A 13,762-nucleotide genomic window follows, 5' to 3' on the forward strand; every position below is an offset into this window, starting at 1 on the left:
CATGGACAAGAACCGTCTCATGGCTGCGGCCACTGTGGTGGACGCCGAGGCCTCGGAATTCCCTGACCTCGGCATCCCGGTCGATCCCGACGTGGCGGACTTCATGGGGGCTTTCGAAGAAACGGCCGTTGGCCTTGATGACCTGGACGATCCCGAGGGGGACGCGGTGGAGGCCGGCCATGGCCGATGACAAGAAAAACCGCAAACCCTTTCATGAGGAGTTTGCCGAAAAGATCATTGAGGACCTGAAGCGCGGTGTGGCCCCCTGGCAAAAGCCCTGGCGGCCCGGCGAGGTGCTTGCGCCCATGAATCCGGTTTCCGGCACGGTCTACAGTGGCATCAATCGGGTCATGCTTTCCCGGTACGGCTTCGACGATCCGCGCTGGATGACGCTACGCCAAGCCAACACCCTGGATTGTCGGGTCAGGAAGGGCGAGAAATCCCAGTGCATCGTCTACTGGCAATTTTCCAAGGAGGAACCGGCCCGGGACGACGACGGGAAGCCGGTCCTGGACGGCGAGGGCAATCAGGTCATGGAGAAGGTCGAGCTGACCCGGCCCATTGTCCGTTTTTCATCAGTCTTCCACGTGAGCCAGCTTGCCGGCGAGATTCCTCCCCTGGACAAACCGTCACTGGTGCCGCCCTGGAACCCGAACGAAAAAGCCGAGGCCATCCTTCAAAACTCCGGTGCGGTCATCAAGCACAACCAGCGCAACCGGGCCTTCTACAGTCTGAGCACGGACGAGATCTGCCTGCCGCCCAAAGACCACTTCATGGGGCAGGACACTTACTACGCCACGGCCTTGCACGAGCTTGGCCATTGGACCGGGCATGTCTCGCGTTTGGCCCGGGAATTTGGCCCGTTTGGCTCCGAGGTCTATGCCCGGGAGGAACTACGGGCGGAAATCGCCTCCTGGATGCTCGGCCAGGACCTGGGCATCGGGCACGATCCGGGCCAGCATCTGGCGTATGTGGGTTCCTGGATCAAGGCCCTGGAGAAGGATCCCTTCGAGATCGTCCGGGCCTGCCGGGATGCCGAACGGATCAAACACTTCGTCATCGCTATGGAACAGAAGCAGGAACAGCGTCAGGAGTTGGTTGGAGGGCGTGAAGAAGATGTCGCGGCTCGCGCGCCGCTGGTTGGCCAGGATTCCGGCCAGGAGGCAGGCAGGGAACCAGTCGATCAGAAGGTCTTCCTGGCCGTGCCCTACCGGGAAAAGGGACGAGCCAAGGCTGCCGGGGCCAGATGGGACCCCGAGGCCAAGCTCTGGTACGCCCCCGAAGGCGCGGACATGGCCAAGCTCAAGGCGTGGTTACCGGAGAAGACGCCGGAGGTCGCCCCCGCCATACCGCCACAGGTGGAATTCACGCAGGCACTCAAGGCCGCTGGCCTCGACCTTGGCGGCCAGGAACCGGTCATGGACGGGAAGATTCACCGAACGCCTTTACTGGACGGGGTAGCGGGCAAACTCGACGGTGCCTATGTGGGCTACCTGGACGGCATCCCGGCCGGGTTCATCCAGAACCATAAGACCGGCGAGAAAACCAACTGGAAAGCGACCGGGCACGTGCTCTCTGAGGTGGTCCGGGTAGGTTGGACAGGTTGGCGGCGCAGTTAAGCTATAGTCCGGTTGGTGCTCATGCCGCCTTGGAGGCCGAGTGGCCATCCCGGTATACGTCCATGGGGCGGCGACCGTCAAAAGCCGTATGCGGCCGCTGCTCGTTGTAGAAGCGGAACCAGTCTCCAAGCGCTTGGCGAGCCTGACTGCCGGTTTCGAATTCCCGCAGGTAGACGCATTCCCATTTCACCGAGCGCCACAGGCGTTCAATGAAGACGTTGTCCATCCACCGGCCTTTGCCATCCATGGAGATGGCGACGCCGGCATCCTTGAGCGCCTGGGTGAAGTCCTGGCCAGTGAACTGCGAGCCTTGGTCCGTGTTGAAGATCTCCGGCACCCCGTAACGATTCATGGCCTCTTCCAAGGCGGCAACGCAGAAATCGGCATCCAGGGTGTTGGATAGCCGCCAGGACAGCACCGCCCGGCTGTGCCAGTCCATGACCGCCACCAGATACAGAAAGCCCCGCTTCATGCGGACATACGTGATGTCGGCGCACCACACCTGATCCGGCCGTTTGATCGCAAGATCTCGCAGCAGATACGGATAGATCTTGTGCCCGGGATGTGGCTGGCTGGTCTTGGGCTTCTGGTAGATCGCCATCAGTCCCATTTTGCGCATCAACCGCCGCACGCGGCCACGTCCGATCTCGATGCCCTGATGCCGCAAGTGCCGTCGCATCTGGCGCGAACCGTAAAACGGCGTCTCCAGAAACTGCTCGTCGATGCGCCGCATCAGGTCCAGATTCATGGCCGACTCGCCTTTAGGGCGATGGTACCAAGTCGACCTGGCCAGTCCGAGGATGTTGCACTGCCGGCAAATACTGAGTCGGGGATGCTCGCGTTCGACCATCCCACGCCTTCGCCCGCGACTCACCGTTTGGCGAAGGCTCGCTCTAAAAAATCCTTTTCCACGGTCAATTGGCCGATCTTGGCGTGGAGTTCCCGGATTTCGGCGGCGGCATCCTTCTGCACGGTCGCAGCCCTCCCCGAAAAGGCAGCAACCATACCTTCCTTGGCCTGACGCTTCCAACCCGCAATCTGCGTCGGATGCACGTCGTACTTGCTGGCCAACTCGGCCAAGGTCAACTCGCCGGACAGGGCCTCGAGCGCCACTTTGGCCTTAAACTCCGCTGAAAACTTGCGTCGATGGGACATCGAAAACCGTCCTCCTCGTTTGAGGACTATAGCTTAGCAGACTGTCCAATTTTCCGCGACCAGCTCAGCTGGGCGGAAGGCTCTCCTCAGCGCGCCGCGTAGTGCGCTAAGAGTCAAATTTGCCAACATGGGGAGCTGACTTTTAGTTGACCGTCGCCTCCTTATTTAATAAACGGATGGAAATGGATGGATAAATGGCAATGGTTGGGACATAATTATTGGATGAAAATGGATGGATCAATAGCATGACGCTCAACGCCGCAACGCTTCGCATCACGACAGAAATTTTGTCGCTCATCGCAGAGATCGACGAGTTCAAAGGGGCTTGGCGTGCGATTGGACGGATCGCGCCAGAGCGCCTCTCCAGCCTGCGCCGTGTCGCCACGATCGAAAGCATCGGTTCCTCAACCCGTATCGAGGGTGCGAGGCTCAGCGACCGCGAAGTGGAGAAGCTATTAGCAAACATTCGCGTCGGCTCGTTCTCCACGCGGGATGAGCAGGAAGTCGCTGGTTATGCCGAGGTCATGGAGACGATCTTCAACGCCTATGACGCCATACCCTTGACGGAGAACTATATCCGGCAGCTCCACCGTGATCTCCTGGTTCATTCGTCCAAGGATGAGCGGCATCGCGGGTCATACAAGACTCTCGCTAACCATGTCGAAGCCTTCGATGAGAATGGCAAGAGCCTTGGCGTTGTGTTCGAGACGGCCACGCCTTTCGACACACCACGCCGCATGGCGGAGCTGCTCGAATGGGTGGCTGAACGGGAGAAGGACAAGAGCCTTCATCCTTTGCTGGTTATCGCGATCTTCGTGGTGGTGTTTCTTGAAATCCATCCCTTTCAGGACGGCAACGGCCGTCTGTCGCGCATCCTGACGACGCTGCTCCTGCTGCGAGCAGGCTATGCCTATGTGCCATATAGCTCGCTGGAAAGCGTGATCGAGCAGAGCAAGGAAGGCTATTACCTTTCTCTGCGGCGGACCCAGGGGACAATCCACACGGCTGAGCCGGACTGGAATCCTTGGCTGGAGTTCTTCCTGCGGGCCTTGCAACGCCAGAAGCAGCGGCTTGAAAAGAAGATGGAGCGCGAGCGGATCATGCTTGCCGAGATGCCCGAATTGTCGGTGCTGATCCTTGAGCTGGCGCGGGAACATGGCCGGATCACAGTGGCGGAAGCTGCCAAAGTGAGCGGTGCGAGCCGGCATACGGTCAAGGACCATTTAAAATCGCTTGTCGAGCAAGGTCATTTGGTCCTGCACGGTGCCGGGCGTGGAGCGTGGTATGGCCTCGCCTGATCGTCTCCAATGCCGTTCGCCGACCACCTACGCTATCGCGTTCCTAACCGCTTCTGTCTACTCCGTTCCTTCGAAGCGCGGCTGTTCTCTGCCGTGATCGCAGGACGGCCAGGGCCACCTCGTTGCCTTGCCCGCCCCGCCAACATAAAAAGGTGCTCCACGAAGAATAAGGAAAAGCCTCCCGTAGTTTCTTCTGTAGTTCTTCCATTTCCCGGCTTAGTGTGTGTCTGGCCTTCGCCTTGAGCTGCCTGCCCTGCTGAAGCAGGGAGAACCGGTCCCGCTTGGTCAGGGGCATACTTTCAATCTCCCGCCGCCGATGCTGCCAAGCCCGCTCGAGTGATTCCCGATGGAGAATCCATTCTTTCCTGAGGGCCGCGAGCGCCTCCTTCCGCTTGACCATGCCTACCTGATACTCGGTGTATAGCCTGTCTCGTTCTGGGCTTTGCCGATGCAAGGGCTTGGCCTGATAGTGGTCCTGGGACTTGACCGCGTCTGCAGCCATGCCGGCTGGCTGAAACCAGCCATAGCGTTTTTCAAGGCTCCCTTTGGCCAGATTCCGGTCCAGGCTGCTTGCCTTGACCCTGTGCTTGCCGTGCCTGTCCTGGATGACCAAGCCGTTGCCGTAGGGCTTGATGACCAGACCATGCCGTGCAAAGACTTGGTGCAGGGACTGCCAGTCTACAACCTCCGCAGTTAGGCTGGCCAGGATGCTCGCACGGAAGTTCTTGGCGTAGCTCTCGAAGGATTCCTGCCCGGTATGCGCCTCCAGAGTGGCAGCGCTATCGCTGAGATGTTGCGCACTACCTTGACCGCGACCATTATCAATCGTCAAGCCGAAGCGTTTCTCCAACTCGCGGCAAACCCGATCCCGAGTGAGGTAGTCCCGAAACGGTTCATGTCGGATCAGCTTTTCCGGATGGATCATGTTGTAGGCCACATGGAGGTGCAGATTTGCGGTATTCTTGTGCACCCCGCAATGCCGTTGGTGCTCCCCGAAACCCAAGGCCTTGGCCAGCTCGACCTCAATCTCCTTGAGCACGGCTGGCGTCAGCTTGGCTTCGTCCTCAGGCCGGAAGCTCACGATGAGGTGATAGGTCTTCTCCTTAGCGGTCCGGGTGTTCAGGCCCTGGGTGTCGGCGACCTCCTGAATGGCCAGATCGTAGTCGTCGCCGTCCCAGCAGCCCGCGCACCAGGTCCGCAGGCATTTTTCCCCGGCCCGACCGGCGTCGGCGATGTAGTTGGCCAGACGGCGGTAATTGTCGTTTTCGGCCTTTCGGGCGATGCGACGACTGATCATATTCGGACTCGAGAGCAGATCAGATTCTGGCCACGGCAGCTTTGACTTCCCGCTGCCGGGCTTCGATTTCACGCAGCACTCGCCGGACTTCCTGGTGCAGGGAGACAAGCGGCCCCTCCTTCTCGGACAGACACAGCTTGAAAAGTCCTCCCAACCGTCCGAGGTCGGCATTCACCTTGAGCAACTCCCGCCGAGCCATCTGGTTTTCCAAACTCGGCACCGGCAGCCCCAGACATACGCGCTTGGCGAAGGTGGAAAGTGACAGGCCGGTCCTGTCGGCGCTCTCGATGATTTTTCCGTATTCCTCTGGAGTCAAATAGGTCTTCAGCACGGTCTTCTTTGAAGGCATGGCGTCTATCTCCCTATGGCGATCTGCGTTGAGCCGCAGGCGAATAAGCCGGCCCCGCAGGGCAGGACGTGAAGTAGGGACCACCTCAGTGGGCCTACTTCACCTGTCCTGCCTTCTGATGTCGTTATTCCGTACTACATCTTTTGTGCATTTCTCTAGGTCCTACAATTTCATTCTGTTAGTTTGAACAACACTCCATAAATTATGAATAAAGCATACTTCGTCACCAACAAAGGACAATACTAGACGATATTGACTTGTATATTACTAAACTCTGCTCAACATGAGAACATTCTGCCCAATACATCTTGGGAAAAGTCAGCCAATCTTGCCACTTACAAAAACTACACCTTACCGAGTTTTCTTTGAATGACATATTTCAATTTTTGTTTTTGGTTTTTATGCCCGACACGTGTAAGCCAACCTAGCGACACTTATTTCAAACACCCATGGCCTGAGCAGATGGCAGCTACCCCAAAAATGCCGAACGGCCCTATTCGGACCGCTCAAGAGGAAAAGAGTTCACGCCAAATACGAGGGGAGTGCGCCCAAGAGAAAACAAACAACGCGGTGCGGAGGTTGGAAGCGAGCGGGAAGACGCTTGGCTACTGCTCTAACCCTGGACTGTAGCCTGGTGGGTAGCCCAGGGTCTCATTCGTTCGCCGTTGGGCTGCCTGGACGTCCAGGCCAACCCGGACATGGCCCGCCCAGGTGACGTTCCAAAGGGCGATGCGCTGCTCCTTGGATTTCCCGCCCTGATGATGTTTGAATATGGGCCGTGCGCCGGCCACCACCCGGCGCATAAAATCCGCCAGTTTGCGGTTGGCTTTTTGCGCTCTGTGGCGAAGCGCCTCCGAAGCTCTGGCCCGTTCCCGCCGAAGCATCGATCCCAAGCCCAGCCATTCAAAAAAGACTGTGGTGATGACGCGGATGGCCCGGCAGCCAAAGTACTGGCCTTCGTCGCTTCGCCCCCTCGGCTGGGTCACCTGCATGAAGCCGGCCTCTCTGAGCTGCCTTATGGCACGTTCGCAACGGCGCTGGCCGAGACCGGAGTCGCGAACGATGATCTTCATATCGATGTCGATGAACCCGTTGGCCAGGGTCGGGACGCCGAGGCACAGGGAAGCCAAGTCAAGATGAGAGAGCAGTGCCTCCAGGACCACGAGGCAGGCCTCACGGCGTTCGCTTCGGGTTTTCCGATTGCCCTTGGTCAGCAGCGATGGGCACTTTTGGGGATGATTGTACCAAGCTTTAGTTCGCTCGGCGGCCAGAGAGAGGATGCGGGGAAGCCCGCCTTTCCCTTTACGGATGGGAACGTCCGGCGTTAGTTTTGGGTGGCCTGGATCATGGCCGCACCGATTACCACTCCTCTCGCGAACAAGACAAGGAGGAACGGGATGGGTAACGACACTGCCAGCAGACAATGCCGCCCCCTAGAAATTTTTTGGGGATTTTTTTCGTTCCGGGACTATTCCGGGACTGAACGTGATTTTGGGCAAAAAAGAAGGGCTACATTCGGGGGGTGTTTCCCGTATGTAACCCTTCGTTATTGTTAATGGTGCCGAGGGACAGAATTGAACTGCCGACACGGGGATTTTCAGTCGCCATCTCGCCTTTCACGCCGCTTCACTTTGACTCATAAAATCCTTGCATTTCCAAGCAGTAGTCCCTACCGTCTTTCACACGGATTCATGCCGAATCCCCTTCTTTCATCCATTTTGGTGGCACAAAAGTGGCACAACTTTTTGGGACGGGGATTTCCTTTTGGAGGTGAAAGGCCATGGCCGACAAATGGGAAAAGCTGGCTCCGGGCATCCGCTGCCGCCTGCATCCAACTCGCAAGCACGGGGTTAAGCCTGACAAATATTTCGTCCTGCGCTTCACCGTGGACGGCCAGAAGCGCCAGGAGTCCCTTGGCTGGGCAAGCGGAGGCTGGACCCTGGCGAAGGCCCAAGCCGAGCTTGCCCGCCTGAAGGAAGCCGCCCGGACGGGACAGGGGGCCGTCACCCTTGCCGAGGCCCGGCAGATTGCCACCGAACAGCGCCGCCAGGAAGCCGAGCGCAACATTTCCCTGGGGGACTACTGGACCAACCATTACGAGCCCTACGCCAAGCAAGAAAAGCGCCCCGAGACCTGGCGCGGTGAAGAAAAGGGCTATCGCGTCTGGCTGGCCCCGCGCCTCGGCAAGCTGGCCCTGCGAAACATCCGCCCCCGAGACCTGGAGGCCTTGCGCCAGGAGATGCGCGAGGCAGGCAAAGCCCCCCGGACGATCCAGCATGTTTTCGCCACATTTCGCGCCGTCTGGATGCACGGCAAGAAGTGGGGGCTCTTGGAAGGCGAACCGCCCACCGTCGGCGTGGAGCTTGGCCGCATCGACAATGCCCGACACCGCTTCCTCTCCCCGGCCCAGCTTCAAGCCTTGCTTGCCGAGGTGGAGCGCCGCGACCCAAACGCTTGGGAATTTGTTCTGGCCGCCGCCCATACAGGAGCGCGTCTCAGTGAGCTTGCCGCTCTGACCTGGGGGTGCGTAGACATGGAGGAGAAGACGTTGACCCTGGTCCATACCAAGACGGGCAAGCCTCGGGCCTTCCCCATGACGCCGCAGCTTTTCGATATGCTGGACAAGAAACAGCACGGGGAACCCGGCGACTTGGTTTTCATCAATTCAGAGGGCGGCCGGTGGAAGCTCATGCCCACGTGTTTTCGCAAGGCACTGGTGGCCCTCGGCTTCAATGACGGCCGCGATGATCGCCGGGAAAAAATCGTCTTTCACAGCCTGCGCCATACCGCCGCAAGCCTCATGCTGGCCGCTGGGGTGGACGCCCGGACCATCATGGAGCTTTTCGGCTGGTCCACGCTGGCCATGTTGCAGAGGTACACCCACCCGGGGGCCGAGGCCAAGGCCCGGGCCGTCGCCGCCCTTGGGGCTGCCGTGGCGGCCAAGCCGGGTAAGGTGCTGCCCATTCGCAAACATGCCGACGGGTAGTCTCGAGATGCGGCATACTACGCGGCGGTCATGCCGGCGGAAGCTGGCGGGGATGGAGGTTGAGGGGAAGGTGTGTTGAGGCCTATCGAACGACGACGGGCTCAGATATCCCTTTAAAGAACACCAGTAGTGGATAAAATAAATCGTATTTCGCGAAAACATAAAGCACGGCAAGCACAATCAAGACAAAAAAAATAAAACCCTTCACCTCTTCATCCTCCTCATTCCCTCACAAATCCCCAACCCCGGGGCCGGCTCCATCCCCGCCGGCAGGAACCTCCGATACTGATCCTTCGGCAGATCCTCCCCGCACCTGACGTTAGCCGTGGGTATGCCGGCCGCAGTCGCCTCGGGTATCGCCCCGGGCGGCATGCTCGGCGTGACGGTCACATAGCCCATGTAGGCCCCGGAGGGGCCGTAGACGGTGGCGGTTTGGGCAAAGGCCAGCCCGGCGAAAAGCGCCACCAACAACAGCCCGGCCAGGGCCGGCGACGTGCGGGCGGCGATGCGCTTCGTGAAGGAAGGGGTGCGGAAGCCGAGTTTCATGGCTTATGCCCTTATTCCCTGCGTCAGGGTATCGAGCGGGATGCCCAAACCATTATGCAGGGCGCGGGCCATGTCCAGGGTCAGCCGGCGTTTCCCGGCCAGGACTTCGGACACAACCCCTTCGCCGCCGATGAACGGTTCCAGGACGCGCGGAGTCAGTCCTTGCTGCTCCATGGCGAATTGGATGGCTTCAAGGGGGCTCGGCTTGGGGATGGGGTAGCGCTCGTCCTCGTATGCCTCGACGAGTTTGGACCAATGCTCCAGGCGCTTGGCGTCTTCTGTGCCTTCTCTGGCGTGCATGAGCGACAGGACAGTTTTCAGCGCCTCATCGTAGTCCGCTTCTGTCGTGATGCGCTTCATAACATCTCCACTGCTGGCCTACAGCCTCAACTATTCCGGTTCGATTCCGATTACTTCTGCCACAGGCGGCCATGGCCGTTACTTCATTTCCCCTTCGGCATCTTTCCCCGGCCCGAAAAAGCAAGTCCCAGCGAATGACGCTCCCGGAAATACTCCGGCATTCTTGGCGCGCAGACGAACGCCCAACCCTTCCGCCAGCAACGCTACGGCCAGGGTGTTCATGCTGACGCCCTCGGCCTCGGCCTGCTTCGCCAGCTTGGCATGAAGGCTTTTCGGCGTCCGCAGGTTGAACTTGCCCGAGGCCGGGCCGCCACTGCCAGGGGCGGGGAGCTCCCGGCCATCCTCGCGGTAAACGGCGATCACGCCTTCCAGGGCGTCCCGGCCATTGGCCAAAGCCTCTTCCGGCGTCTCGCCGTCCGACATGACCGCGCCGGGAAAGTCCGGGAACACAATCAGCCAGCCGCCGCCATCCTCTTCGGAAAGCGGCGTCAGGTTGAAGGGGTATCCGTGAAAATCCATATCCATGTGGCACCTCTATTCTTCCAGGGCAAGCACGTCATCGATCAACCGCACAAACGCCTTGATGTAAATCGACTTGATCGGTTTGTGGTCCGGTACAGTCGCCTCACCAAGCACGCCAGGGAATGAGTAGATCACATGGCTTGTCCCGCCCCGGCGGCGGCGTAGGTTGAATCTCCTGGCCAGAACGTCCACGTCCTCAATCCGCCAATCGCGTGGGTTTTGGCGCATCCGGGCCAGAAGTTTGTCCGCCGTGCTCATGGGAATACTAGTACCACATGCGGGGCCAATGTCAAGGGGCCATGCACACGACTCCCCTCTCCTCCGTTCATGTCTTTTCCCTCGCCCGCCCTGAAAATTTTCTCACGCAGGGGGCGGCGCGTGTCCATGGGGGGCCATAGGTTGGCGAGGAACCCGTTGGTTCACCGGGGCTAAGTAGCTTTCCAACCTGAGGGCGGCGCTTGTCCTCCACAGGCGCGATGCAGACGAGAAGGGAGACAGAGATATGGAAGGGATCGACGCTATCATCGCCGACTTCGAGCGCGAGGCACCGGCAATCGTGCCCCGCTCCGAACTCAAGAAGCATGGCTGGCCATGGTCCGATGGCCATATGGCGAACATCGCCAGTCTGAAGCAGGGGCCTCCTGTTTTCCGGGCAGGGGCGCGGGCGGTTTATCGTCGGGAAGACCTTGTTGCCTTTTTGCGAGAAAAGCTCCAGCCGGCCGGAGGATGCCATGTCTGAAAACGAAGAGCGCCGCCTCCCCGGCCAGGGAGACGGCGCAAAAAATGAAACCAGCAAGACGCTTTTGCCATCCCCTGCCCCCGTGGTCAACACCTCCGATCCCCGCCTGTGGCGCGCCCTGGGGCAATTCGATCGGAACCTCAAAAAGATCATCTGGCTGCGTGAGGAAAACGCGGCCCTCCTGGAGGAGATGCGGCGACTTCAGGGGGCCTTATGACCGCCCTGCGGGTTGCCGTCGTCCTTTGGTCCCGTGACATCGTGATCGGATTGGTCGCTGCCGCCGGGTGGCCCCGCTGGGGGTGGGCGCATCGCGCCGTGAACTGGTGCGAGGTTCGGGCCGAGGCACTGCGAGAAGGCCAGGGGTGCAGGCATGAATACTGATGAATTATCCCATCGAGGCTACGTCAAACTCTGGCGGAAGGCCATGCACTCCCAAGTCTGGGCTGACCCGGACTTGTGGAGGGTCTGGACGTGCTGCCTCATGCTGGTGAACCACCAGTCCGCGTGGGTCAAGGTGCCTGGGTTGGCTGCGCCAATCCGCGTTGAGGCCGGCCAGTTCATCACCGGCCGTTTCGAGTTTCACCAAGCCATGTACCCGAAAAAAAGGAAATCAAATCCTGCGGCGTACACGGTGTGGCGGTGGTTGCAAACACTCGAAACGCTCGAAAATCTGTGCATCAAATCGTGCAACAAGTTTTCCATAATAACTGTTGTTAATTGGGAGCGTTACCAATCAGGAGATGGGAATTGTGTGCAGCAAAATGAGCCCGCAACGAGCAGCAAGTGTGCAGCAAGTGTGCAGCACGCGTGCACAAACAAGAATGATAAGAATGAAAAGAAGAAGACCTTCTCGTCGGACTCTGCCGAGGTCCGACTTGCTGAGCTTCTTTTCGACCTCATCCGCCAGCGAAATCCCGACCACAAGGCCCCGGACCTTCAGGCCTGGGCGCGACATGTGGACTTGATGATCAGGGTGGATGCCAGGTCCCCGGAGCGCATCGAAGAGGTCATCCGGTGGACAGCTAGGGATCCTTTCTGGTCGAGAAACATTCTCAGCACGTCCAAACTACGCCAGCAGTTCGACGCCCTGGTCATGAAGATGGGCGGCACAACCATGTCCCGGATAAATCGGGGCGACCTCGCGGCGGTATGACCATGAAGACCTTCGCTGACTTCGGTATTCAGGTCCCGGCCGGTGCCACAGGTGACGTGAAGACCACTTGTCCGCAGTGTTCCCCTTCCCGGAAAAAGAGCACGGCCCCGTGCCTGAGCGTCAACGTCGAGGAAGGCGTGTGGCACTGTTGGCATTGCGAGTGGAGCGGAAGCCTTAAGAGCGGTGCCGAAAGGGCCGATGCCCGCCCCAGAAAGCCCGTGAAGCCCTCCTGGGACCCTTCCCGCCTGTCTCTGCCGCCCAAGGTTGTCGAATACTTCCAGGCGCGCGGTATTACCCCGGAGGTCCTGACGTCCAATCAAGTCGGGTACGGCCCCGCCTGGATGCCCGGGCCCAATGCCGAAGTGACGTGCATCCAGTTCCCGTATCTGAAGAGCGGGGAGGTCGTGAACGTCAAATACCGCGACGGTCACAAGAACTTTCGCCAAGCTAAGGACGCTGAGAAGTGCCTCTACCGCTTTGACGAGATCGAAAAGCGCGCCGGAGCCGACCGCGCATTGATCATCACCGAGGGCGAAATGGATGCCCTGGCCCTGGTGACCATCGGCTATCAGGCCGTAACCAGCGTGCCCGAGGGAGCCCCGAGCCCAGGAACGAAGAATTACGAGAAGAAATTTTCCTTCCTCGAAAGCGCGGAGGACCTGCTTGCCCGGTACGGCCGCGTCATCTTGGCCGTGGACAACGACGCGCCGGGACAGACCCTGGAGCGCGAGCTTGCCCGGCGCATCGGCTTTGAAAAGTGCTGGCGCGTCACCTACCCGGAAGGCTGCAAGGACATCAACGAGGTCTTGGTCAAATACGGCGCTGATGCCGCCCGACAGGTCATCGAAGAGGCCCGGCCCATGCCCATCGCGGGGCTGTACACGGCCGCCGACATCAAGGGCGACGTAGAGCTTCTGTACGCCGAAGGTTTCCGCCGCGGTTTGTCCACGGGGTGGCCGGCGGTAGACGAGCTCTATACCGTGCGCACTGGCGAGATGACCATCATCACCGGCATTCCGGGGAGCGGCAAGTCAAACTGGTTGGATGCCCTGGCCGTGAACCTGTTCAATCTGCACTCATGGTCCTTTTGCTTCTGTAGCCCGGAAAACTGGCCTGTCCAACGTCATGCCGCCGCGATCTTGGAAAAGATCGTGAGCAAGCCGTTCGCACCTTCCCGAGGCATTTTGGATCGCATGCGGGCCGAGGAAATGGAATTCGCCCTGGGCCAGATGGACGGCTACTTCAATTTCATCATGCTCGGCGATGAGGAAATGAACCTGGACATGATTCTATCCAAGGTCCGGGCCGCGATCTTTCGCCATGGTGTCAAGGGCGTGATCCTCGACCCCTGGAACGAGCTTGAACACTCCCGTCCGGCCGGGCTCTCCGAAACCGAATACATTTCCCAGGCGCTTTCTAAGGTGCGTCGGTTCGCTCGCATCAACGACGTCCATGTCTGGATCGTTGCTCATCCTACAAAACTACAGAAGGATAAAGAGACAGGGGAATACCCTGTGCCAACCCTCTATGACATTTCTGGTTCGGCTCACTGGTACAACAAAGCCGACAACGGAATCACGGTTTTTCGGCACATGGAAGCAGACTTGACGGATATCTACGTTGGGAAAATCCGTTTTCGTGAGGTCGGGCAGCGAGGAAAAGCTACACTGGCTTACTGCCGGGAAACGGGGACGTATCATGAACAGGGAAAGAGTTACGAAGAACGGTATTAGCCCGT

General features: G+C 59.4%; 16 protein-coding genes. 8 read left to right on the top strand and 8 right to left on the bottom strand.

The window, feature by feature from the left end:
- The first annotated feature begins 1 nt into the window (after position 1).
- Both ACP59X_RS18970 and ACP59X_RS18975 read left to right on the top strand, forming a co-directional pair.
- Positions 2-190 carry a hypothetical protein gene (locus tag ACP59X_RS18970; RefSeq protein WP_428561451.1) on the top strand — a complete coding sequence of 63 codons (189 nt, stop codon included), beginning with the start codon at positions 2-4 and terminating at the stop codon, positions 188-190.
- Positions 180-1,619, top strand: coding sequence for a zincin-like metallopeptidase domain-containing protein (locus ACP59X_RS18975; RefSeq protein WP_428561454.1), 1,440 nt, complete (start codon positions 180-182; stop codon positions 1,617-1,619). Before ACP59X_RS18970 ends, ACP59X_RS18975 begins: the two co-directional genes overlap by 11 nt.
- A gap of 19 nt (positions 1,620-1,638) precedes the next feature.
- On the opposite strand, the gene ACP59X_RS18980 is transcribed toward ACP59X_RS18975, so the two are convergent.
- Positions 1,639-2,774, bottom strand: a protein-coding gene (locus ACP59X_RS18980; protein ID WP_428561456.1) for an IS3 family transposase whose coding sequence is annotated in 2 segments (ribosomal slippage) — positions 1,639-2,496 and positions 2,499-2,774 — 1,134 coding nt in all. Because the reading frame shifts where the segments join, the coding sequence is not laid out codon by codon here.
- Positions 2,775-3,019: 245 nt separating this feature from the next.
- Here ACP59X_RS18980 and ACP59X_RS18985 point away from each other — a divergent pair.
- The gene (locus ACP59X_RS18985; RefSeq protein WP_428561459.1) at positions 3,020-4,072 is read left to right on the top strand and encodes a Fic family protein; all 1,053 of its coding nucleotides are present in this window, start codon (positions 3,020-3,022) and stop codon (positions 4,070-4,072) included.
- Between the two features lie 43 nt (positions 4,073-4,115).
- Here the strand turns inward: ACP59X_RS18985 and traI are convergent, their stop codons facing one another.
- The 3 genes from traI to ACP59X_RS19000 all read right to left on the bottom strand — a co-directional run bounded on the left by traI (position 4,116) and on the right by ACP59X_RS19000 (position 6,881).
- Positions 4,116-5,369 carry a TraI/MobA(P) family conjugative relaxase gene (gene traI / locus ACP59X_RS18990; protein WP_428561461.1) on the bottom strand — a complete coding sequence of 418 codons (1,254 nt, stop codon included), beginning with the start codon at positions 5,367-5,369 and terminating at the stop codon, positions 4,116-4,118.
- 19 nt (positions 5,370-5,388) lie between these two features.
- The gene (locus tag ACP59X_RS18995) at positions 5,389-5,718 is read right to left on the bottom strand and encodes a plasmid mobilization protein (RefSeq protein ID WP_428561463.1); all 330 of its coding nucleotides are present in this window, start codon (positions 5,716-5,718) and stop codon (positions 5,389-5,391) included.
- A gap of 605 nt (positions 5,719-6,323) precedes the next feature.
- Positions 6,324-6,881 (bottom strand): hypothetical protein, encoded by a 558-nt coding sequence (locus ACP59X_RS19000; RefSeq protein WP_428561466.1) that lies wholly within the window; start codon positions 6,879-6,881, stop codon positions 6,324-6,326.
- 617 nt (positions 6,882-7,498) lie between these two features.
- On the opposite strand from ACP59X_RS19000, the gene ACP59X_RS19005 reads away from it, so the two are divergent.
- Entirely contained in the window at positions 7,499-8,704 is a 1,206-nt protein-coding gene (locus ACP59X_RS19005) for a tyrosine-type recombinase/integrase (protein WP_428561468.1), read from the top strand.
- A gap of 204 nt (positions 8,705-8,908) precedes the next feature.
- Here ACP59X_RS19005 and ACP59X_RS19010 read toward each other — a convergent pair whose 3' ends face one another.
- The 4 genes from ACP59X_RS19010 to ACP59X_RS19025 all read right to left on the bottom strand — a co-directional run bounded on the left by ACP59X_RS19010 (position 8,909) and on the right by ACP59X_RS19025 (position 10,390).
- Positions 8,909-9,250 (bottom strand): hypothetical protein, encoded by a 342-nt coding sequence (locus ACP59X_RS19010; RefSeq protein ID WP_428561471.1) that lies wholly within the window; start codon positions 9,248-9,250, stop codon positions 8,909-8,911.
- Positions 9,251-9,253: 3 nt separating this feature from the next.
- Positions 9,254-9,610, bottom strand: a complete 357-nt coding sequence (locus ACP59X_RS19015) for a helix-turn-helix domain-containing protein (RefSeq protein ID WP_428561473.1) — start codon at positions 9,608-9,610, stop codon at positions 9,254-9,256.
- Positions 9,611-9,688: 78 nt separating this feature from the next.
- Positions 9,689-10,135: a type II toxin-antitoxin system HicB family antitoxin gene (locus ACP59X_RS19020; protein ID WP_428561475.1), complete on the bottom strand. Its 447-nt coding sequence runs from the start codon at positions 10,133-10,135 to the stop codon at positions 9,689-9,691.
- Between the two features lie 9 nt (positions 10,136-10,144).
- Positions 10,145-10,390 carry a hypothetical protein gene (locus tag ACP59X_RS19025; RefSeq protein ID WP_428561477.1) on the bottom strand — a complete coding sequence of 82 codons (246 nt, stop codon included), beginning with the start codon at positions 10,388-10,390 and terminating at the stop codon, positions 10,145-10,147.
- A 244-nt stretch (positions 10,391-10,634) separates the two neighbouring features.
- Between ACP59X_RS19025 and ACP59X_RS19030 the strand changes: the two genes are divergently transcribed.
- The 4 genes from ACP59X_RS19030 (at position 10,635) to ACP59X_RS19045 (ending at position 13,757) form a co-directional block, all read left to right on the top strand.
- Positions 10,635-10,871: a hypothetical protein gene (locus ACP59X_RS19030; RefSeq protein ID WP_428561479.1), complete on the top strand. Its 237-nt coding sequence runs from the start codon at positions 10,635-10,637 to the stop codon at positions 10,869-10,871.
- Positions 10,864-11,088 carry a hypothetical protein gene (locus tag ACP59X_RS19035; RefSeq protein ID WP_428561481.1) on the top strand — a complete coding sequence of 75 codons (225 nt, stop codon included), beginning with the start codon at positions 10,864-10,866 and terminating at the stop codon, positions 11,086-11,088. Before ACP59X_RS19030 ends, ACP59X_RS19035 begins: the two co-directional genes overlap by 8 nt.
- Positions 11,089-11,352: 264 nt before the next feature.
- Positions 11,353-12,024 carry a hypothetical protein gene (locus ACP59X_RS19040; protein WP_428561484.1) on the top strand — a complete coding sequence of 224 codons (672 nt, stop codon included), beginning with the start codon at positions 11,353-11,355 and terminating at the stop codon, positions 12,022-12,024.
- Entirely contained in the window at positions 12,021-13,757 is a 1,737-nt protein-coding gene (locus ACP59X_RS19045) for a toprim domain-containing protein (protein ID WP_428561486.1), read from the top strand. The genes ACP59X_RS19040 and ACP59X_RS19045 overlap by 4 nt, the downstream gene beginning before the upstream one ends.
- Positions 13,758-13,762: the final 5 nt, after the last annotated feature.

It is taken from the genome of Solidesulfovibrio sp. DCME, assembly GCF_049995385.1.
GTDB lineage: Bacteria > Desulfobacterota > Desulfovibrionia > Desulfovibrionales > Desulfovibrionaceae > Solidesulfovibrio.

What these genes read in the sequence shown, in the direction of transcription:
- ACP59X_RS18970 (WP_428561451.1), top strand. Translation starts at nt 2, where the DNA reads ATGGACAAGAACCGTCTCATGGCTGCGGCCACTGTGGTGGACGCCGAG.
- ACP59X_RS18975 (WP_428561454.1), top strand. Translation starts at nt 180, where the DNA reads ATGGCCGATGACAAGAAAAACCGCAAACCCTTTCATGAGGAGTTTGCC.
- ACP59X_RS18985 (WP_428561459.1), top strand. Translation starts at nt 3,020, where the DNA reads ATGACGCTCAACGCCGCAACGCTTCGCATCACGACAGAAATTTTGTCG.
- traI (WP_428561461.1), bottom strand. Translation starts at nt 5,369, where the DNA reads ATGATCAGTCGTCGCATCGCCCGAAAGGCCGAAAACGACAATTACCGC.
- ACP59X_RS18995 (WP_428561463.1), bottom strand. Translation starts at nt 5,718, where the DNA reads ATGCCTTCAAAGAAGACCGTGCTGAAGACCTATTTGACTCCAGAGGAA.
- ACP59X_RS19005 (WP_428561468.1), top strand. Translation starts at nt 7,499, where the DNA reads ATGGCCGACAAATGGGAAAAGCTGGCTCCGGGCATCCGCTGCCGCCTG.
- ACP59X_RS19010 (WP_428561471.1), bottom strand. Translation starts at nt 9,250, where the DNA reads ATGAAACTCGGCTTCCGCACCCCTTCCTTCACGAAGCGCATCGCCGCC.
- ACP59X_RS19015 (WP_428561473.1), bottom strand. Translation starts at nt 9,610, where the DNA reads ATGAAGCGCATCACGACAGAAGCGGACTACGATGAGGCGCTGAAAACT.
- ACP59X_RS19020 (WP_428561475.1), bottom strand. Translation starts at nt 10,135, where the DNA reads ATGGATATGGATTTTCACGGATACCCCTTCAACCTGACGCCGCTTTCC.
- ACP59X_RS19025 (WP_428561477.1), bottom strand. Translation starts at nt 10,390, where the DNA reads ATGAGCACGGCGGACAAACTTCTGGCCCGGATGCGCCAAAACCCACGC.
- ACP59X_RS19030 (WP_428561479.1), top strand. Translation starts at nt 10,635, where the DNA reads ATGGAAGGGATCGACGCTATCATCGCCGACTTCGAGCGCGAGGCACCG.
- ACP59X_RS19035 (WP_428561481.1), top strand. Translation starts at nt 10,864, where the DNA reads ATGTCTGAAAACGAAGAGCGCCGCCTCCCCGGCCAGGGAGACGGCGCA.
- ACP59X_RS19040 (WP_428561484.1), top strand. Translation starts at nt 11,353, where the DNA reads ATGCTGGTGAACCACCAGTCCGCGTGGGTCAAGGTGCCTGGGTTGGCT.
- ACP59X_RS19045 (WP_428561486.1), top strand. Translation starts at nt 12,021, where the DNA reads ATGACCATGAAGACCTTCGCTGACTTCGGTATTCAGGTCCCGGCCGGT.